The following is a 19,413-nucleotide window of genomic DNA, read 5'->3' as shown; positions in this document are numbered from 1 at the left end:
CATACAAACCACTTGCGGGAGACAGAATCACGATGAGAGGTTTCCTCTCCGAAAGGATTGCCCGACTCGAGCCATCGGCCACCGGGGAGATCGACAATTCCGTAAAGGAGATGCGCCAGAGAGGAGTCACGGATATAGTCTCCCTCGGAGCCGGAGAACCCTGTTTCGATACGCCCGAAAACATAGTCGATGCCGCTTGTACGGCACTCCGTTCGGGCAGAACCAAGTATCACCCCACGGCCGGCGACTACGACCTACGAGAGGAAATTAGCAGGAAGTTGAAGGAGAAAAACCACATCGAGGCTGGTGTCGACGAAATCATCGTCACGCCGGGAGGGAAGTTCGCAATCTATCTGGCTTTCCAGGCCGTGCTTGAACCGGGTGACAGAGTGGCGATACTCGACCCCGCGTGGGTCACCTACGAGCCCGCCGCAAGAATGGCAGGGGGTGATGTAGTGAGGATTCCCACCAGTGAGAGTGATGGGTTTGAACCCGATCCGGAGCGTATCCGGCAGGAGATGGATCGATCCTTCAGGATAGTGGTTATCAATTCACCCTGCAATCCAACCGGCACAGTCTTCAATAGATCCACCATTCACGAGATCGCCGAAATCGCCAGGGACCATGGAGCCCTCTTACTCTCGGACGAAATCTACGAGTACATAATCTATGAGGGGGAACACTACAGCCCTGGATCGGAGTTTGACAATGTGATTACTGTGAACGGATTCTCCAAGAGCCATGCCATGACAGGCTGGAGGCTCGGGTATGTGACCGGTCCCAAGCAGGTCTTGGAGGGAATGATCAAGATCTACCAGCACTCTGTCAGTTGTGTGACCGCTTTTGCCCAGGCCGGGGCGATAGAGGCGCTGCGAAGCGAGGCGTCAAAGCGAGCCGCCAGACAGATGCTTGAGGGATACAGGGAAAGACGGGCCCTGATGGTGGGGTTGATCGATGAATCCGAGTTCTTCGAGTGCCGGAGGGCACCGCAAGGGACATTCTACTGCTTCCCTTCGTATCGTTCGAGGAGACCTTCGGTTGAGCTCTCAAAGGCACTGCTGGAGCAGACCCATGTCGCAACCGTGCCTGGGGCGGCCTTCGGTGAGTGCGGTGAGGGACATGTGCGCCTTTCCTATGCCACTTCTCCCGATCAGATTCACGAGGCTTTCCGCCGAATGGAAGCTTTCTTCAGGGGAGAGCTGGCATGACCGGGATTTCAGATGCCAAGAGATTGGCCGGGGCGGAAAAGATCGTCAGGATCTGTGCCCGCGTGCAGGCCGGTGAGAAAGTGCTCGTCTTGACAGACACAGAGACCCTGGAAGTGGGGGAGTTGCTCGCCATTGCAGCCCTGGAGATCACAGACGACACGGTCCTCGCGGTGATAACGCCGCGGAGGGGCCATGGCGACGATCCGCCGGCCCATGTCGCTGCAGCCATGAGACAATCAGACGTAGTGATCATGCCCTTGAGGTTCTCGATGACCCACTCCTCTGCCACCAAGAAAGCACGCAACCATGGCGCCCGGGTACTGAGCATGGGAGACTTCAACGGGCGCATGCTCGAGCGGGGCGGCATTGAGGCTGATTTCCCCAAGCTGGAAAAGGTTGTACGCCGTGTAGCAGATGTACTGACCCAGGGCAGGATCGCCGAAGTGACCTGCCCGGGAGGCACGGAGATCCGCATGGATATCTCCGGGCGGAGGGGTTCTGCAGAGTCTTCTCTGGCTCATGATCCCGGCAGTATCGCGGCACCACCCGATGTCGAGGCCAATGTGAGTCCGGTCGAAGGGTCTGCAGAAGGAGTCCTCGTAGTTGACGGGAGTATCCCCCATCCTGCTCTGGGCGTTATCACAGATGTCATAACGATCCGGGTAAAGGCCGGAAGGATCACCGATATCCAAGGGAAGGCCCAGGCGCGCATCCTCCGCCACCTGCTCAGTGAGATGAAGGACCCCCACATTTACAATATCGCAGAGCTCGGTATCGGGCTCAACCCTCACTCCGGAATTTCCGGAAGTATGATGGAAGACGAGGGAGCCTACGGAACATTCCACATAGGTATCGGGGACAACAGGGCCTATGGAGGGACCGTCAGAGCCAAGAGTCACATCGACCTTGTAATAAAAAAGCCCACCATCGCCATCGACGGAGAGACCATCCAAAAGGAGGGAGATCTGATCTTTCCCATGGAATGACGGGGGAAAACCATGGACAGAGGCAAGAGAGCCTTAACAGGCATTCACTTCATGCTCGGCAACCTTGCCGTGGCGGAAGGGGCACCGGCCACAGGTCTCGAAGGTTGGATTCGCGCGGAGGGGTATGAGCAGGCAAGGGCCAAGAATGAAACTCTCGGCGGTTGTAGCCCCGGGGCCGGTAACATATCCGATCGCAGTTACTCCATTCCGCAGAAGCGGCAGGTGATCTTCGGGAGCCATCACCATTTGTGCTGGAAACCCCGGGCAGACCGGAGGTTTGAGTTGACAATGCTGCTTTTGCGACATAGAATAAAAATCAGTAAGCCTAAGTAAGAGGGGAGGATTGCTTCTTCTGATCAGCCCTTGCCTCCTACGGAATCCTCAGCCAGAAAATGCCTCAGGTGACAATGTCCGATTCTGTGCTTTGAGACGATCTTGAAGAACCTGCCCTTTCAGATAAACAGAAGAAAACATTCCTGTGCCTGCCAGGTGAAAGAGGAGACCGCTCTCCATGTGACAGGTGAAGGCACAGGAGGCGCAGGGGAAAGCCGGCCGGTTTCAGCCATGTCGGGGCTGCCAGCAAGAGGCGAAAGGAGGGGATAGGAAGAGTCGAGCCAAATTTTGGGACCGGTTCTCTATGAGAGTTCTCTTGTGTTTAATAATGTGATTCCGGGGTTAGATTTGCTGCTTTGCGTCTACCTCGACGGGCTCCGTTATTGGACAGGGAGAGAAAAATAAGGAGGATTAGATGCAGGGTAGCAAACTCTACGTAGGAAATCTCAATTATGCAATAACGAACGAGCAGTTGGAGACCTTGTTCTCTCGCTACGGTGAAGTCAGGCACGTCAACATAATCGAGTACAGGGGTTTCGGGTTTGTCGAGATGTCGAATTCATCCGAGGCTGAGAAGGCAAGAGAGGCACTCAACGGGACGGAGTTCGAGGGAAGGACTCTGAGAGTAGACGAGGCCCGACCACCGAGAAGCCGGCAGAGAAGAGACTACCGGAGATACTAGCAGCCGGCACTCACCGCCCCTTCCCCCTGACAGGTCGTGAGCAAGAAGGGGGTTGCTGCTCTAAGAAGAGACGGCCGGGGGCCGCTGCCTCGGTCACCCGGCCTCGCTTATTAGAAACCGGAGATAGATTCTTTTACCACGGGCCAACGGCCCAAGTGGAAACAGCACGGGCTGGATCCTTCTCTCCCAGCAGAAGGGAGAGAGCGTTCGGGTCGCGTCTCTATTCACAGTAACACATGAGATCGCATTTCTCCTTGGCCTCTTTCAGTTTCCTCAGAGCAGCGTTCTCAATCTGCCTGATCCGCTCTCTGCTGATGCCGAACTGACGACCAATCTCCTCAAGGGTATACTCCCTCTTCTCATCGATTCCAAAACGCATTCTCAGAATCTTGGCCTCCCTTGGACTCAGGAAAACCAAGGCTTTCCGAATCTCCATAGTGAGCTTGGTCTGTATGGTCATTTCTAAAGGCGAAGGCGCATTCTTGTCGGCAATGAAATCCCCAAATTCCCTTCCGCTGTCCCCCACCGGCGTTTGCAGCGAGACGGGTTCTCCCATGGCAACGCGGAAAGCCCTGTTCACCTTCTCCACAGGCATGTTCGCCGCCTCGGCTATCTCCAACGCAGTCGGTTTTCTGCCCAACTGGTTGAAGAGAGTCCCAAAGGTTCTCACCACCTTTGTTTCATTCTCAATCGCGTGGACCGGAACCCGGATCGTTCTAGCCTGTTCCGCAATAGCCCTGGTGATCCCCTGCAAGATCCACCATGAGGCATAGGTGGCGAATCGGTACCCCTTGCGGTAGACGAACCGGTCCACCGCCTTCATCAGACCGATATTACCCTCCTGGATCAGATCAGGAAGGGAAAGCCCTCGATTCATGTACTTCTTGGCAATGTTGATGACAAGCCGCAGATTCGCACTTACAAAATGGTCCTTGGCCTCCTTGACCTGCTCTCGATTCTGCCGTACTGCCGCGAGGATGTTCTTCAGCTTCTGTCGAATGTTGACAGGCCAGAGCCCTGCTCCCTCCCGGTCCATGAGATCGACCCTTTGCCGTAGTGCATCCTCCAACTCCTCCAGGATTTCCTTCTTCACGGGTATCTGGTCGAGAAGTGCCTCGATAGTCATCTGATTCCGGGTCAGTTCCTCCATAGCCGAGGGGTCGTCTCTCCCCAGATCGTCCATTCCTCTCCCGAAACTCAGATTTTCACAGAAAAGGTCAAGGGCCCGGCTCGCAGTAGACAGAAAACGGTCTCTCAACTCAAGGCGATCATGGTCCGCTTCGGCCAGCGACTGCCGGTGGGTCTCCAGGATGTCTTCCGGACGTATCTCTCCCCTTGAAACCTCGTCAACAGCCCTGCTCATCCATTCTATACCCACAGGGCTCTGCAGCAGGAGGGCCTTTATCCTTTTCTCCCCCGTCTCGATTCTCTTGGCAAGCTCACACTCCTCCTCCCGAGTCAGGAGGGGCACATGCCCTACCTCCCGAAAATAGACAGCAGTGGAAGAAAAGGTGAAATCAGAAGAACCCTTGGACGGACTCGGCTCGTTATCTCCGTCATCCGGGTATTTCTCATCCCAGCCCTCTTCGGGCTCCTCCCGGTCAAACTCGAGTTCCTCCTCTTCAAACACCTCCAGGCTGTCAACCTGGCTAATCAATTGATGGGTATATGCTTTCATCTCACCCTTCACCGTCACATCGAGTCGAAAAAGACTCTTGGTTTAGAAAAAAACGCTCCGTGCGAGTCCTTCTCCAGGACCGACCTGTCTCCACGAGATCCCGGCCGGGTCGACCAGCCCTCGACCCCGCATCCGCCATTCCTCAAAATCCCTTCAAAAGGAAAACCCCGTCCCCGGTCGGCGTATCGCCTTCAACCACCACAAGAGCGCCAACCTGGATTTCCGCCGCAGGTTTACACCTGAATCCGTCCGCCCTATACCACCTCCACGGGAGATAGGTATGTTGAACCCGTTTCCCCGTTTCCCTTGGTACAGGCATAAACTCTATATGGAAGAGCCCATCGCCGACGGGTTTCCGACTTTTCCAGCGGCTTCTGTCTCGCCTCCACAAATGCGACAAAGAGCCGCTGCCAAGAAGAGACCCCGGGATCTCTCATCCCGGGGCCCAAAATACGCTATCCGGGCTCTGGCAACTCCGCTCACGCGGCTCGCCTCTTCACCCCCGATCTCCCGGGGATACGAAATTCTGTATCATCCGTTCGGTATAAATAAACTCCCCCTCTCTCGAGACCGGGCAAAGAGCCTTTCCCGGCTTTCTGAATCCGAGCGATCCAACCCTTTAAACTCAGACCTGTCCCTCCGAAGCCCTCTTGGCCAACAACGATCACCGGGATTTAACAAAAAGCCGCCCAAGCTTCAAAAGCCCCGCGGCTTTCTTTTTCCGGTTTCCCGTCCAGGGAGATCTACTAACTACAAACGCTGTATTAGTATATCCATTTATTCCCTATCTGTCAAGAACCGGAAAGATTCCGATTCCCTGGAGTTCGTCGACTTCTCTTTCACGGATTCTCACAAGTCGCTAACGCGGCAACCGTTCCCCTCGCCTATTCCACAACTTCACTCGGGGTGAGCGGCGTTCTCTCAACCTCGCCAAACTCCAGACAGACAGACTGCCGGACTCTTACTCCTCCTGGCCACGTAACCGGGACCCTTCAGGCACAAAACCAGGATTGACCGGTACCATCCCGATATGGTAAAGAAACACTCGGTCCGAAACCCACGTCTTGCGACCCCGAAAATCGGTCACCTCCACACATGGAGAAAGGGGAATGTACCTTTTTTTTCTTATTCTATTCTCGTATCTTCTCGGCTCCATTCCCGTGGGGCTCGTCCTGTCCAAGGCCTTTTCCAAACAGGACCCGCGGCAGGTGGGAAGCGGCAACATCGGAGCAACCAACGTCCTCCGCACAGCAGGGAGGGTTCTTGCTCTCCTTACTTTGACCGGAGACGCCCTCAAGGGTTTCATTCCTGTTTCCTTGGGTATGGCTTGGCATCTCTCCGAGGTCTGGATCAGCCTTGCCGCCTTGGCTGCATTCCTGGGGCACCTCTTTCCCGTCTTTCTCCGTTTCAAAGGTGGCAAAGGAGTGGCCACCGCCCTGGGTGTCTTCCTCGCCATCTGCCCCTTGGCCGTGGCAATCGACTTTTTTCTTTTCGCCGGAGTTCTTGTCACGGGAAGAATCGTTTCCGTCGGTTCCATGTCTGCCGCATCCCTGATGCCGGTTCTCCTGTGGATCTTTACCGGGTCACAGCCATATGTGGTCATGAGCACCTCGGTTGCCATCCTGATCGTTTACCGGCACAGAGCCAATATAGAGAGACTCCTCAAGGGCCGGGAAAATAGAATAGACCTGCGTCTCGGAAAGAAATCCTGAGCCCTTGTATGTTTCGGTTTTGACCTATGCCTCTCCATCTCGTTGTTGACGGCTACAATCTGATTCGCCGGTCTCCGTCGCTCAGTATTCTGGACAGGCAGGACCTCGAAAAGGGCAGAGAAGAGCTCATCCGGCGGCTTGCTTCCTACAAGCGGGCCAGGTCTCTTCCGATCACCGTGGTTTTTGACGGATGGGATCAGGGCACTCTATCCGGCTCCAGCAAGATGGAGAAGGGAATCAGGGTGATCTTCTCCCCGAGAGGTCGAAAAGCCGACCAAGTCATCATCCAAAGGGCCAGAGAGATGGGCGAGAAGGCGATAGTCGTAACCTCGGACAGAGGAATCCGAGCAGAGGTGGAACGTTGCCATGCCACGGTTATAGGGTCCGAAGAGTTCGAAATCAAGATGGAGATGGCCTTCCATATGGACCTAGAGGAAGCCGAGCCTCCCTTCCCTCACGTTCCCCCTGAACCGAGAGGAACCCGCAAAAAGGGCCCTTCGAGGCGACTCCCAAGGCACATGAGAAGGCTGAAACGACGGACCAACCGCCTTTAGGCTCCCAAGGCCGACTAGATTCGATCCAACCACTCCTCGTATTTTTTCTCTCTTCCCCTCACCACGTCGAAGAACAGTCCCTGAAGCCTGCGTGTTACAGGCCCCGATACCCCGGTCCCTATCGTGCGATCATCCAATTCCCGGATAGGCGTTATCTCCGCTGCAGTTCCCGTGAAAAAGGCCTCTTCCGCCGTATATAGTTCGTCTCTTGTAAATCTCTTCTCACTGACCTCCATGCCGATGTCATTGGCCAATCGTATGACAGAATTCCGGGTGATTCCTGCCAGCACCGAGGTGAGAGGTGTCGTCTTCAGCTGTCCGTCCTTGACGAAAAAGACGTTTTCTCCACTTCCCTCGGACACGTATCCCTCGGTGTCCAGCATGATGGCTTCGTCGTACCCGGCCCTGACCACCTCGGTCTTTGCAAGGACCGAATTGACGTAGTTGCCACAAATCTTGGCCTTCGTCATCATGACGTTGACGTGATGCCGCGTGAAAGACGATGTCTTGACACGGATTCCCCGGTTCAACGCCTCCTTGCCCAGATAGGCTCCCCACGGCCATGTAATAATGCTCACCCTGATGGGGTTATCCCCCGGATGGACTCCCATAACCCCTTCCCCGATAAAGACAATCGGCCGGATATAGCCCTCGGCCAGCGCGTTCGCCCGGAGGGTCTCTTTGCAGGCCTCGACTATCGCCTCCCTCGAAAAGGGAATCGATATTCCAGCAATAAGGGCGGAGTCGAAGAGGCGATCAACGTGGTCCTTGAGTCTGAAAACAGCCGAAGAACCGTCGTGGCACCGGTAGCAACGAATCCCCTCGAAGACACCCAGACCGTAATGAAAGGTGTGAGTGAGAATGTGAACCCGGGCTTCATCCCAGTTGATGAGCTCTCCGTCCATCCATATCTTTTCCATCTTCTCGACCATGCAGATTCCTCCCGGACCCAGAGGGTCACAAAATCATCGGTTCCTGTTGCAAACGAGCCTCCCAGCCCTTCCACTTCATCCGATTCGCCGGGGGTCTTCGATCCCACACCGAGAGAGCCCCCTCCGGGCCGAGGTTAGTCTTCTTCCCCCCACAACCGCCTTTCGTAAAGAGATGCTCTCCGCAACCGGGCTATATCCCCTTCAAGCCTCGGAATCTTCTTCTCGGATACCTCCCGACCTTTTGAATGAAAAGAAAGATGACCGTGAAGAGAATGACCGTTCCGCACGCGGATATTCCGGCAGAAGCGGCCACGCCCGAGTAGAACCGGTCATCTTTGAGAAAGTAATCCATGGCCAGAAAAATCCCCTTGGAGATGCCTGCAAGCGTGGCGATCGAAATCCCCACAGTGAGAAGCAGCCAGATCGCCACATCCCTCAGATAGACCGACCAACGCCTGTACGGCTCCCGCCTTGTCAAGGCTCAAACCCTTTCCGGCATCTGCCATGACAGGAAAGAATCGATTCCCTCAAAGACAAACCAATCTAATACCCCCCGTGGAAAAATCAACATACCCCTCCCTCTGAGCTCCGTTATTTTCCGGAGCACGTATGCCCAGATGCCTTGATTTCTAAGGGTATCTCTCGATTCTCGAGAGGAACTCCCGGCGCCTTCCCCGGCTGAAAAACACGGCGTCTTCACCATTAGCGGGGAGGATCTGCTCGCAGCTGATACCTGTGAGGTCTTGACAGGGTTTCCGTCTCATCCGTCTTGCACCAGCCCCAAAGGCAATCCCTATCCGGCAATAAGTCTCAAGTGTTCCGGGAGAAGAGACCATTTCAGCTCTCCCGGCTCTCCCCGCGGAAAGTCAACATCGATCCGGCAGAGACCGCCCATCTCAAAATGTATGAATACTCTGGGACCCTCGGTCAACAGCTCCGAGGCGATCTCTCCCAGGGAAGGAAGATGACCCGCCAGGAGGACTCTCGTCTTGTCCTCATAGGCCTTGAGAAAACCGATCGCTTCCACAGGCAGTGCGGTTGGATTCAACGTCTCCGTGACCTTGATCCCATCGAGAGGATAATTCAACGTACCTGCCGTAAGCCGGGCAGTCTGCAGGGCCCGTTTCTTCGGACTCGAAACGACGAGGTCGAACAGGATCCCCATTTTCACCAAAGCCCGAGCGCTGGTCAAGATCTGGTCCTCTCCCTCAGGAGTCAGGCTCCGTTCCGGATCTGCTTCCTCGGAGAAAGCCTGGCCGTGTTGCATGAGATAGATCTCCATTCCGATCACCTCCTCGCACCCGGATCCGCCCCCTTTTCTTTCTTCCCCGATCGTGAGGCACGCTCGGCTGTCACCGAGAAGACAATCAACTCCAGCCTGTAAGGGCTAGGGGCTCCCGGTCCCCTGACCGGATCCGCTCTCTCCGACCACTTCCACGATGTATCTCTTGCCCTTGCCGGCCCCAGCCACGATTGTCCTCACTGCATTGATATTCTTGCCCTTTTTCCCTATGAGTTTCCCTACGTCCTGTCTGGACACCTTGATCTGCAAGAGCGTCATGTTCGTCCCTTCAGTCTCCACCACTCTCACGTCTTCTGGAGAGTCTACAAGCGCCTGGACCAATTTCTCCACCAGCTCTTTTATCTGCATGACGCCTCCCTGTCACGTAGAAGCACGCGTATATCGGTGCAGAGAACTATTCGCCCAGGGCTGCGAAGCCTGCAAGAAATCTGTCGCCGCCCGTCCTTCCCTCGTAATCCCTTTTCCCATTCCCGCCTTCAAGAGTCCCCCTACTTCACCGTAACGCAGGTACAGGGAGCCAGCTGGCAAACCTTGTGGGAAACGCTGCCGAGCAGAAGGTTCTCAACAGCCCCTGCACCGCGGCTGCCCATGACGATCATATCGATCCCGTTCCTCCCGGCAAAATCGACTATCATCCTTTCCGGAGCGCCGAGAAGCAAGGTGGATTGGAAATTCCTGACCCCCCTCTTCTCGACCTGCCGCACGGCCTGCTCAAGGAATTCCTCTGCAAGAGCCCGGCGCTTTTCCTCGATCTCTTCCCCGACTTCCGCCTGTTCTGTCATAAGGGGCAACGGGGAGAGCACATGGACCAGATAAACCACTGCCCTGTATTTCAGAGCCAGGCTCAACGCATGATCAAGGGCCCTCTGTGCATGCTCCGAGCCGTCTATTGCAACCAAGATCTTACCTATCCTCACGTTCGTTCCTCCCGCAAAATCCATCCTACCGGAAGCTCCCGGGTCAAAGATCGCTCTTCGCTTGTCAAGACTTTCTCAAGTCATTAAAACAAATCCTGTTGGGAAGTCAAGGTATTTGTGAGCCCCAGGCAGTGAGGCCTCCAGGCCCGCATCTCTCCCCTTCGTGCAGGAATCAGCCGGAAAGCAAAAAAGGCCGGTACACCCTTACCGACCCTCACTGGGTGATTCCCGACCTCTTCGATGCCTGAGGCCGGGATCGAACCGGCACGGGGACAGGCCCCAAGGGATTTTAAGTCCCTTGCGTCTACCAGTTCCGCCACTCAGGCCCTTCATTAGTAGAAGGCTTCAAACGACAATATTAGCCACCTCGACGCCTCGCTGTCAACAGCCTGCCAATCTCGCCTTACTCTTCCAGGAGGCCTAGGGCCAAGAAAAACCGGAGATTTTTTTTGTTGATTTTTTCAATTGGATTGCTACAATAGAACTGTTCGAAAAACGAGAACAAAGGCAGGAATGCACATGGCTGAGAGAAGAAGATACCACAGAATTGAGGCCTATCACCCTGTTCTCTACTACAGCGACGTCTATCCCAGGCCAAAGGTCGGATCCACCCTCGACCTGAGTCTGGGCGGGGCGAGGATTGAAACCCGTTCGGCCCTGATGAAGTCAGAGGGGCTCGAAATCTCCATCGCCATACAGCCCGAGGTCATCAAATGCAGGGGAAGGGTTATCTATGTCCTCGATTCCGACGGTGAGAGGTCACGAGCCGGAGTCCGCTTTGAAGGTCTGTCCTCGGAAGACAGCCTATCTCTCGGGCAGTACCTGTCTTCAATCATGGAACACCGGGTTTGAGCAAATTCCTCTTTTCCGGAAAGCCCTTGCCTGATGGGCTGCCCCGGTGTCAAACCTTTTCCTCTAGGATAAACTGAAGAACCGTCTCCCCGATTTGAATCTTGTCTCCGTGGTGGAGAATCTCCCGTGTAATCGCGTTCCCGTTGAGAAGGGTCCCGTTTGTGCTGTTCAGGTCTTCCACGATGAAGTCGTCGTCTCTTCGCTCTATGCGGGCGTGTCTCCGTGAAGTCGCCGTATCTCTAATGGCGATGTGATTTTCTCTGGTTCGGCCGATCAGCGTTGTCTGGGAATAGCACTGGTATTCCTTGCCTGCGTTCTTGCCGGCGATGATAACCAGTTTCCCAACCCGACGCTTCCTGGGCCCCTTTCTGGATATACGGTCTCTGCGGCCGGGGATGGGGTGGGTGCGGGTGTCATCGATATTGGCGGGTCTTTGGACTCTCTTCATGATCTCTCCCCTTCCCTGGAGACCTCGACCTCCCGAATACCGCCTATGCAAAAAAGAGACCACCGGTCATGGGAGGCAGATTGTGAAACAAGCCGCCCGAACCGAACAGATCCGCCTCCGTCTTGATAAGTCTATTCTACTGTGCTAAACTGATTTCTGGACTTGGGGCTGTAGCTCAGCTGGGAGAGCGTATGACTGGCAGTCATAAGGTCGTGGGTTCGATCCCCATCAGCTCCACCATAGATTATGCCGGAGGGCAGCGGGTGAACTCCGCTGCCCTCCGGCTAAGACAATTCCCTGCCCCCGTTGTCCTGCACACCCTCCACTCGCCTTCACCCGGTTGCCCGTGTCTTGCGCGGAGAGCTTCACTTGAGGGCCCTTACCCCTGGAGGAACCTCAGCAGATCAACTCGATCCGTCTGGCTGGGAAAGAGATGTTTGCCCGTCCACGGGAAGAAATCCTGATATCATACTTCAGCCCGCAACTGCACTGGCCAAGAAACTCCTTGCAATAGGCAATCATTGCTTTGATCGTACCCACGCTTCCTATTGCCTCTCCACAGTTCGGGCACATGATCTGTCCCTGCCGGATGATCAATCCCTCTTGGTCGGAACCGGATAGATCGAAAGGGTCCTTCTCGACTTGGCCCAAGGCCAGCCTGTCTCTCTCTGCGATCTCGCTGATCGAAATGCCCAGTTCGAAATCCACGCACCCATCCCGGACCACGTAGACGACCTCTCCCCGACAGCTGATCAGGCGGTCGGCCAGGGCAACGTCAATATCGAGTCTCTCTCCCTGATCGACCGGGAAAGGGCTCTGAAGTCTCATTCCCCCCATACTGACATCGATCGACCTGGAGGGCTTTTCGTCATATGGCCTACCCCTCTCATCGAGCCGCGTGTAGATGGCCGGGTAGACCATTCTCCGCCTAACCGAATTCCTCCGTTCCTGATACCCGACTCCCCTCTCCATAGACTCCCCTCTTCGATCTTCCCACATGCATGGCAGCGGCCCCTTACGGGGTATTCTCAATCTAACAGGTTCGGAGGGATTGTCAAGGGAAAAAGACTCGAACAGCGGGACTCGGAATAGACATGGTATCCCCCTGGTGAGGGTTGAGGTGATGGGGAGGTTTGGTTATGGGGAGGTAAGGAGGAAACGGAATGGAACTCAAGTAAGTGCACTTACAAAACAAAGGGAGAACAAGACTCAACGCGAGACTTGCCCTCCCTGATTCCTTGGTCATAGGGGAGAGGTGCCGCCCTCGCAGTCCTGGTTCTCGCCGAATATCACCCTGAAAAAGGCTCTTTTGTGGTGGATGATCTCATAAAACAGGCAGATTTCTCTTCCATCCGGGGTTCCGTCCCCGTCGGTATCCCAGACTTCCGGGTCAAAGTAGATGAATCCCAGGGAATCGTTGAGTCCTTCCTCGAACGAATCGGTCAGACCGTCCCCGTCAGTATCCGTGGAGGGTTTTCCGGCGGGGTTGACCCCGCTCACAGGTGTCAAACCCAGCGAACCTTCAAAATAGTCTCCTTCCGAGAATTCCCCCTCCCCCGGTGGGAGAGGGCATTCTGATACCCCTGAAAAGCCCGGGCCGCTCCCGAGAAAATACGAACCGAGGGGGGCGTCATCGAGGTCGATTTCAATCCCTACAGGTTCCAATCTTTCAGGGGGGATGAGATCTTCACCGGAAGCAAACCCTGCAGCAACAAATGCAAGTACACACAAAACAAGGAGCACTCTCTTCATTTTCAATACCTCCTCAGCATGGATTCTCAGAGACCCTCAGCAAGACGGATACCAGAATATTCCAAATCGTAACATGCTCTGATCGTAACAGAATCCCTTTCTCAGAGGTGATTTGCCCCCTCCCGGTACTTACAAAAACGGACGCTCTGTTACACGGCTGAAACCGCTCTGCACCCCATATCTGTCCCGGGGTGAGTAAAATCCCTTCAGGGAGCCAGGAAAGGTTTCTTGGCCCGAGTCATTTTTGTTGTCGCCAGAGCCATACCCTTGACTTCTATTCCTGTTTCGTTTTAATGAAACAAGACGCTCTTTGGCGGCCGCCGCTCAATCCCAGGGGAAAAGGCCGGCGGGAGTTCACCCGGAGGTGACCAGTGAAACGCTCGGGTTTTTCCAGTCTTCGTGTCCGTTTGATCCTCCTGGTTCTCATTGCCGTCATCCCGGCGTGGGTGGCAATGCTTTACGGAGCCTTGGGAGAAAGAAGACTTGCCATTGCCGAGTTTCAGAGTGACGTACGCCGGCTGGCCAACCTCGCCGCCAGGGACGAAGAACAGTGGATCGAGGGAAGCCGCCAGACCCTGATAGCCCTGGGTCGGTTCGTGTACCTCCACCTGGGAGACCGCCCGGCATGCAATGGCTTCTTTGCCAGCCTTCTGAAACGCTATCGCCATTACGTCAACTTCGGGGCAATCAATTCCGATGGAGAGATACTCTGCAGCGCCCTGCCCCTCGACCATCCCGTCAAGGTGGCCGACCGGTCCTGGTTTAGGCGTGCCGTCGAAACACACCAGTTCACCCTCGGGGGATATCAGATCGAGCCTGTCGCCGGGGAGCCGGTGCTCATTGCCGCGTACCCTGTTCTCTGTCCCGGGGGGCGGATAGTCGCCGTGGTCTTTGCGGCCCTTGATCTCAAGTGGCTCAACCGATTCGAGTTCGATGTGGAGGAGCAACTGCCCAGAGGAACGAGCCTGGTCCAGATCGATCACACGGGGGTCATACTGGCCAGGCACCCCGATTCAGAGAACGGGCCCGGGCAAAGACTGGACGAGGGGGAGATCGTCAAGGCCGTTCTGGAAAAGCAGAGGGGGCTTGTCGAGGTTTCCGCCCCGGACGGCACCACCTGGTTGCACGCCTTCGCTCCTGTCCGCCCTTCCCTCAAGGGCAGAGAAGTATACCTGATTCTCAGTATCCGTAAGGAGGCGGCCTTTGCCGCCGCCAACAGAGTCCTGAGAGGAAACCTGGCAGCTCTGGGAATCGTCGTGTTTCTGGCCCTCGTGGGGGTCTGGTTTGGAGGGGACCTGCTTATTCTGCGCCGCTTGAGAACCCTGGTCGATGCGACTCGAAAACTCGCCGCAGGCCACCTCGACGCCCGCAGCGGTGTGGCCCACGGGCGGGGCGAACTCAACCAGTTGGCCCTCGCTTTCGACGAAATGGCCTCGGCCCTCCAGAAGCGGGAGGTTGAAGGCCGCCGCGTCCAGGAGCAGCTCGAAAAGTCACGGGAGCAGTTGCGCGAGCTGTCAAACCACCTCCAGGCAGCCACCGAGGAGGAGAGGACCCGCATCTCCCGGGAGATTCACGACGACTTGGGCCAGGTCCTTACGGCTCTCAAGATGGACGTGTCTTGGCTGAAAAAGAGGGTGCCCAGGAACCAGAGACCGGTACTGGAAAAGCTCGAATCCATGTCATCCCTCATCGACAAGACCACCAAAAGGGTGCAGAGGCTTTCGGCCGAGCTGCGGCCGGGAATTCTGGACGACTTCGGTCTACCTGCTGCAATCGAATGGCAGGCTGGAGAGTTCCAGGAGCGGACAGGGATAAGATGCAAAGTCAATGTCGACGGTGAGAAAACGAACCTGAACAGGGAACAATCGACAGCCGTCTTCCGTGTCTTTCAGGAGAGTCTGACAAACGTCTTTCGCCACGCAAGGGCAACCGAGGTCGAAGTTACCCTGAGACAGGAAGACAACAGGCTGATTCTGGACGTCAAAGACAACGGCAAGGGGATCACCGAAGAGGAGGTCACGGCTCCGGGCTCATTCGGGTTTATCGGGATGCGGGAACGGGTCCATCCATGGGGCGGGAAGGTGAAGATCACCGGCGCCAGGGGAGAAGGAACCAGAGTCACGGTGACGATGCCCTTCGACGAGGAGACGGATCACCATGATACGAGTCATCATAGCCGATGATCATCCCATCGTCCGTACGGGACTGAAGCAGATCATTGCAGATGCTCCTGACATGACAGTCACCGATGAGGCGAACGACGGCCATGAGACACTCCGTAAGATAAGAGAGAAGGAGTTCGACGTCGTCATCCTGGACATTACCATGCCCGGCATGGGCGGCCTCGACGTGTTGAAACAGATAAGAATCGAAAAGCCAAAAATGCCGGTTGTTGTCTTGAGCTACCATCCTGAAGAACAATATGCGATCCGGGTACTGAGGGCAGGGGCGTCGGGTTACTTGACAAAGGGCAGCAGCACAGACCAGGTCCTCGATGCGATCAGGAAAGTCTTCCGGGGCGGGAAGTACATCACCCCTTCCCTCGCCGAAAGGCTCGCAGGGGAATTGGAAGAAGGGGTGGAAAAGCCGCCCCACGAGGGTCTCTCCGACCGGGAGTTCCAGGTTCTGTGCCTTATCGCTTCGGGGAAAAGGGTGAGGAAGATCGCAGAGGAACTCTCCCTCAGTACAAAAACCATCAGTACATACCGGTCGCGGATTCTCGAGAAGATGAAGATGAAAAGCAACGCGGAACTGACCCACTACGCCATAAAGAACCGCCTCGTCGACTGAGAAGACGGACAGCACCCCGGGTGGCGGTCCGATACCCTCCCCGCCGTGTAGGCAAAAGACCCACAAAAAAATCAGTCAAAGACTTATTCCCCAGCAGGGTCTCATTCTGTATTCACTCTGTAGGAGGAGGCTCGTGGAAGACAACACAGGAGAGGAGGTACGTTATGGCTGAGATATTCCATGGTCTATCCAGGCGGGACTTCTTGAAGTTTTGTGCCGGGACGGCTGCAGCATTGGGCCTTTCGGAGATCTTTACCGCCGACAAAATCGCCCAAGCCTTGCAGGCTGCTGCTGGGAAGCCCCCCGTGATCTGGCTGGAGGGGCAGGATTGTGCGGGATGCACCATCTCTCTCATCAGCATAGAGAACCCTTCACCGGCCAGCTTGATCCTCGACAAGATATCGATCAGGTATCATGAGACGATCATGGCGGCATCGGGCCGTATCGCAGAAGAGGCCCGCGAGGAGGCGATCAGGCAGGGAGGCTACCTGCTCGTCGTGGAGGGCTCCATCCCGGGTGCGGACGACCGCTTCTGCATGGTCGGCGGGCGCCCCTTCCGAGAGATCGTCAAGGAGACCGCGGACAGGGCCGCAGCCATCGTCGCCGTCGGAGCCTGTGCGGCCTTCGGGGGCATCCCGAAAGGAACCCCCACAAAGGGACTTCCGGTAAGCAAGATCCTCCCGGGCAAGACGGTCATCAACCTCTCCACGTGTCCTGTCCACATGGACCATCTCATGGGCACCATCGTCTACTTCCTGGTAACCCACAAGGCGCCACCCCTGGACAAGCTGGGGCGGCCCTTGATGTACTTCGGTACGTCGGTTCACGACAACTGCCGGCGCCGTGCTCATTTTGACGAGGAGGAGTTCCTGACGGATTGGAACGACCCGAAGCAGAAAGAGTGGTGTCTCCTCGAGAAGGGCTGCAAGGGGCCTGAGACTTACTCGGACTGCCCTATCCGGAGGTGGAACAACGGGATCAGCTTCTGCATCGATGCAGGAGCTCCCTGCCAGGGATGCTCGGAGCCTGAATTCTACGTTGAGCAGAGCCCCCTCTATGCCATGGGGCCTGTCACCGACAGGATTCTGGCAAAGAAGGCAGCAGGCCTGATACCCAGAAAGGATAATGCATAGAAGAAAAGAGGAGGGCGAGATCCATGGCAAAACGAATCACCATCGATCCGATGACGAGAATAGAGGGGCACCTCAAGATCGAGGTGGAGATCGAAAACGGGAAGGTCAAGAACGCCTGGAGCAGCGGCACAATGGCCAGGGGATTCGAGGCCCTTCTTTTGGGGAAAGACCCGCGGGACGCCAGCTACGTGACCAGCCGGTTTTGCGGGGTCTGCTTCAGCGTCCACCAGATGGCTTCGGCCCGCGCCCTCGATGCGGCCTTCGGCGCCCGCGTTCCCTGGGGAGGAACTCTTCTCAGAAATCTCGTCATGGGTGCCGAGTACATATACGATCATCTGGTCCATTTCTACCAGCTCAGTGCCCTGGACTATATCGACATCATGGCCGTTGCCGACTACAAGGGGAAGGATCCTGAACTGAACAAGGTCAAGGACAAGGTGGTCGGCCTGGTCAAGAGGGGTGATACCTTTCCCCTTACCCCCCGGTACAAACCCGACGAGTTCTGTGTCAACGACCCGGACGTGGTCATAAGTGCGGTAAAACACTACCTGGACGCCTTGAACATGCAGATCAAGGCAAAAAACATGGGAGTGATCTTCGGAGGAAGGGCTCCCCATTACCAGAGCATCGTCGTTGGGGGGTTCACACAGCTGCCCGACATCAACCAGGTCGCCCGGTTTCGTTCCATGCTGGACGAAGTGGCTGCCTTTGTCGAGGAGGTCTATATCCCTGATGTCGTGGCCTTCGGGACCGGCCCGCTCCTTCCCCTGGCAAGAGCGGGAGTAGGCGGGGGCCACCGGAACTACCTCTCCTACGGGGCTTTCGAACTCAACGAGTCGGGCGACAAGCTCGTGTTCAAACCAGGTGCGATCTTCGGACTTGTCGGAACCAAGCCTCAGAGGGTCGAACCTTTCAAGCCCGAAAAGATAACCGAATCGGTGCGGTACAGTTGGTACAAGAAAGAGACGCCGAAACACCCCTACGAGGGATCCCAGGTTTTTGATCTTCAACGGCCGGAGGCATACTCCTTTGTCAAGGCCCCGAGATACGAGAATGTCCCCATGGAGGTCGGCCCCCTTGCACGGGGACTGGTGGACGGGGATCCGACCCTCTTGAGCCTTATCAACAACCACGGGGTTAGACCGGGAGCGGTGGCCCGCCACGCGGCCCGGGCGATCGAAACCAAGAAGGTCGTCGAGGCCATGTACCAGTGGTGCGACGAACTGACCAGGATCATGACCAAACCCGGCTTCAGGATCCACGACACCGATCACTGGGATCCCCCCGCCGAGTCGGAAGGGGCAGGCTTCTTCGAACCTCCGCGCGGTGCCCTCGGTCATTGGATTCGGATAAAGAACCACAAAATAGCCAATTACCAGGCCGTGGTTCCCTCGACATGGAACGCCTCGCCCAGGGACGAGCGGGGAGTGCGAGGCCAGTACGAGGAGTCTCTCATCGGCGTGCCGGTGCCCGACCCCGAAAACCCGATCAACGTGGTCAGGGTCATCCGTTCTTTCGATCCCTGTCTGGCCTGTGCCGTTCATCTCATCGACCCCAAGACAAACGAGATACGGAGGTTCATGGTCGAGTGATGCTACAGGGGAGGAGGGAGGAAGTTCCGGACAGGGGAAGGAAGAAGATCCTGATCCTCGGGGTGGGCAACCTGCTGCTGAGCGACGAAGGGGTGGGGGTCCACGTGGCCGAGAGGATGATGGAAATGGAACTTCCTCCCGGGGTCGAAGTCATGGAAGGGGGGACAGACGGGTTCGGTCTGATGCATGTAATCCTGGAGGCTGACCGACTCATCCTCGTCGACGCAGTAAAAGGAGGGGGACCGCCCGGTTCCGTCTACCGGTTCGACGTGGAAGACTGTCCGACTGCTCCGGACGTCTTCAAGACTTCTGTCCATCAGATCTCCATACTGGAGGTCATCCATCTTTCCGGACTGATCGGCTCCACCCCCCAGACCACCATCATCGGTGTGGAGCCCAAATCCACGAGCATGGGAATGGAGCTCTCCCCCGAGGTCGAAGCAGAGATCCCAAAGGTTATCAGGACCGTTCAAGAGGTGGTCGCCGCCTCCCTTGATCATTTCCCAGAAAACAGGGTAGTATCGGCATAGAAAGACCCGCG

20 protein-coding genes and 2 tRNA genes are annotated in these 19,413 nt (G+C 56.2%); 12 read left to right on the top strand and 10 right to left on the bottom strand.

Annotated elements, in window-relative coordinates:
- Window positions 1-32 precede the first annotated feature (32 nt).
- The 3 genes from JRJ26_06450 (at window position 33) to JRJ26_06440 (ending at window position 3,209) form a co-directional block, all read left to right on the top strand.
- A complete protein-coding gene (locus JRJ26_06450; GenBank protein ID MBW2057119.1) occupies window positions 33-1,208 on the top strand; it encodes a pyridoxal phosphate-dependent aminotransferase in 1,176 nt (391 codons plus the stop codon).
- Window positions 1,205-2,194: an aminopeptidase gene (locus tag JRJ26_06445; GenBank protein MBW2057118.1), complete on the top strand. Its 990-nt coding sequence runs from the start codon at window positions 1,205-1,207 to the stop codon at window positions 2,192-2,194. Before JRJ26_06450 ends, JRJ26_06445 begins: the two co-directional genes overlap by 4 nt.
- A gap of 748 nt (window positions 2,195-2,942) precedes the next feature.
- Window positions 2,943-3,209, top strand: a complete 267-nt coding sequence (locus tag JRJ26_06440; protein MBW2057117.1) for an RNA-binding protein — start codon at window positions 2,943-2,945, stop codon at window positions 3,207-3,209.
- A gap of 220 nt (window positions 3,210-3,429) precedes the next feature.
- Here the strand turns inward: JRJ26_06440 and JRJ26_06435 are convergent, their stop codons facing one another.
- On the bottom strand, window positions 3,430-4,887 hold the full coding sequence (locus JRJ26_06435) for a sigma-70 family RNA polymerase sigma factor (GenBank protein ID MBW2057116.1): 1,458 nt from the start codon (window positions 4,885-4,887) through the stop codon (window positions 3,430-3,432).
- A gap of 1,109 nt (window positions 4,888-5,996) precedes the next feature.
- On the opposite strand from JRJ26_06435, the gene plsY reads away from it, so the two are divergent.
- Entirely contained in the window at window positions 5,997-6,599 is a 603-nt protein-coding gene (gene plsY, locus JRJ26_06430) for a glycerol-3-phosphate 1-O-acyltransferase PlsY (GenBank protein MBW2057115.1), read from the top strand.
- A 26-nt stretch (window positions 6,600-6,625) separates the two neighbouring features.
- On the top strand, window positions 6,626-7,153 hold the full coding sequence (locus JRJ26_06425) for an NYN domain-containing protein (GenBank protein ID MBW2057114.1): 528 nt from the start codon (window positions 6,626-6,628) through the stop codon (window positions 7,151-7,153).
- Between the two features lie 14 nt (window positions 7,154-7,167).
- On the opposite strand, the gene JRJ26_06420 is transcribed toward JRJ26_06425, so the two are convergent.
- The 6 genes from JRJ26_06420 to JRJ26_06395 form a co-directional block, all read right to left on the bottom strand.
- Window positions 7,168-8,085, bottom strand: a complete 918-nt coding sequence (locus JRJ26_06420; protein ID MBW2057113.1) for a branched-chain amino acid transaminase — start codon at window positions 8,083-8,085, stop codon at window positions 7,168-7,170.
- Between the two features lie 190 nt (window positions 8,086-8,275).
- Window positions 8,276-8,563 (bottom strand): hypothetical protein, encoded by a 288-nt coding sequence (locus JRJ26_06415; protein ID MBW2057112.1) that lies wholly within the window; start codon window positions 8,561-8,563, stop codon window positions 8,276-8,278.
- 315 nt (window positions 8,564-8,878) lie between these two features.
- The gene (sixA, locus tag JRJ26_06410) at window positions 8,879-9,367 is read right to left on the bottom strand and encodes a phosphohistidine phosphatase SixA (GenBank protein ID MBW2057111.1); all 489 of its coding nucleotides are present in this window, start codon (window positions 9,365-9,367) and stop codon (window positions 8,879-8,881) included.
- Window positions 9,368-9,472: 105 nt separating this feature from the next.
- A complete protein-coding gene (locus tag JRJ26_06405) occupies window positions 9,473-9,736 on the bottom strand; it encodes a KH domain-containing protein (protein MBW2057110.1) in 264 nt (87 codons plus the stop codon).
- 140 nt (window positions 9,737-9,876) lie between these two features.
- Window positions 9,877-10,329, bottom strand: a complete 453-nt coding sequence (locus tag JRJ26_06400) for a universal stress protein (GenBank protein MBW2057109.1) — start codon at window positions 10,327-10,329, stop codon at window positions 9,877-9,879.
- A gap of 217 nt (window positions 10,330-10,546) precedes the next feature.
- Window positions 10,547-10,631, bottom strand: a tRNA-Leu gene (locus tag JRJ26_06395).
- A 193-nt stretch (window positions 10,632-10,824) separates the two neighbouring features.
- On the opposite strand from JRJ26_06395, the gene JRJ26_06390 reads away from it, so the two are divergent.
- Window positions 10,825-11,157, top strand: a complete 333-nt coding sequence (locus tag JRJ26_06390) for a PilZ domain-containing protein (GenBank protein ID MBW2057108.1) — start codon at window positions 10,825-10,827, stop codon at window positions 11,155-11,157.
- 49 nt (window positions 11,158-11,206) lie between these two features.
- On the opposite strand, the gene JRJ26_06385 is transcribed toward JRJ26_06390, so the two are convergent.
- The gene (locus JRJ26_06385; protein ID MBW2057107.1) at window positions 11,207-11,605 is read right to left on the bottom strand and encodes an FHA domain-containing protein; all 399 of its coding nucleotides are present in this window, start codon (window positions 11,603-11,605) and stop codon (window positions 11,207-11,209) included.
- Between the two features lie 164 nt (window positions 11,606-11,769).
- Between JRJ26_06385 and JRJ26_06380 the strand changes: the two genes are divergently transcribed.
- A tRNA-Ala gene (locus tag JRJ26_06380) sits at window positions 11,770-11,845 on the top strand.
- A 156-nt stretch (window positions 11,846-12,001) separates the two neighbouring features.
- Here JRJ26_06380 and JRJ26_06375 read toward each other — a convergent pair.
- Complete coding sequence (locus tag JRJ26_06375; protein MBW2057106.1) at window positions 12,002-12,577, bottom strand: PilZ domain-containing protein; 576 nt, start codon at window positions 12,575-12,577, stop codon at window positions 12,002-12,004.
- 270 nt (window positions 12,578-12,847) lie between these two features.
- Complete coding sequence (locus tag JRJ26_06370; protein MBW2057105.1) at window positions 12,848-13,357, bottom strand: hypothetical protein; 510 nt, start codon at window positions 13,355-13,357, stop codon at window positions 12,848-12,850.
- Between the two features lie 371 nt (window positions 13,358-13,728).
- Here JRJ26_06370 and JRJ26_06365 point away from each other — a divergent pair, with 371 nt between their 5' ends.
- From JRJ26_06365 to JRJ26_06345, 5 genes are all read left to right on the top strand, one after another.
- Window positions 13,729-15,540, top strand: a complete 1,812-nt coding sequence (locus JRJ26_06365) for a HAMP domain-containing protein (protein ID MBW2057104.1) — start codon at window positions 13,729-13,731, stop codon at window positions 15,538-15,540.
- Complete coding sequence (locus JRJ26_06360; GenBank protein ID MBW2057103.1) at window positions 15,515-16,147, top strand: response regulator transcription factor; 633 nt, start codon at window positions 15,515-15,517, stop codon at window positions 16,145-16,147. The genes JRJ26_06365 and JRJ26_06360 overlap by 26 nt, the downstream gene beginning before the upstream one ends.
- A gap of 164 nt (window positions 16,148-16,311) precedes the next feature.
- Window positions 16,312-17,280: a hydrogenase small subunit gene (locus JRJ26_06355; protein MBW2057102.1), complete on the top strand. Its 969-nt coding sequence runs from the start codon at window positions 16,312-16,314 to the stop codon at window positions 17,278-17,280.
- A gap of 23 nt (window positions 17,281-17,303) precedes the next feature.
- Window positions 17,304-18,872, top strand: coding sequence for a nickel-dependent hydrogenase large subunit (locus JRJ26_06350; protein MBW2057101.1), 1,569 nt, complete (start codon window positions 17,304-17,306; stop codon window positions 18,870-18,872).
- Window positions 18,872-19,402, top strand: a complete 531-nt coding sequence (locus tag JRJ26_06345; protein MBW2057100.1) for a HyaD/HybD family hydrogenase maturation endopeptidase — start codon at window positions 18,872-18,874, stop codon at window positions 19,400-19,402. Before JRJ26_06350 ends, JRJ26_06345 begins: the two co-directional genes overlap by 1 nt.
- The last annotated feature ends 11 nt before the right edge of the window (window positions 19,403-19,413 follow it).

The organism is Deltaproteobacteria bacterium, assembly GCA_019308905.1.
Taxonomy (GTDB): Bacteria; Desulfobacterota; BSN033; order WVXP01; family WVXP01; genus JAFDHF01.
This window is presented reverse-complemented; position numbering and strand designations above follow the sequence as displayed.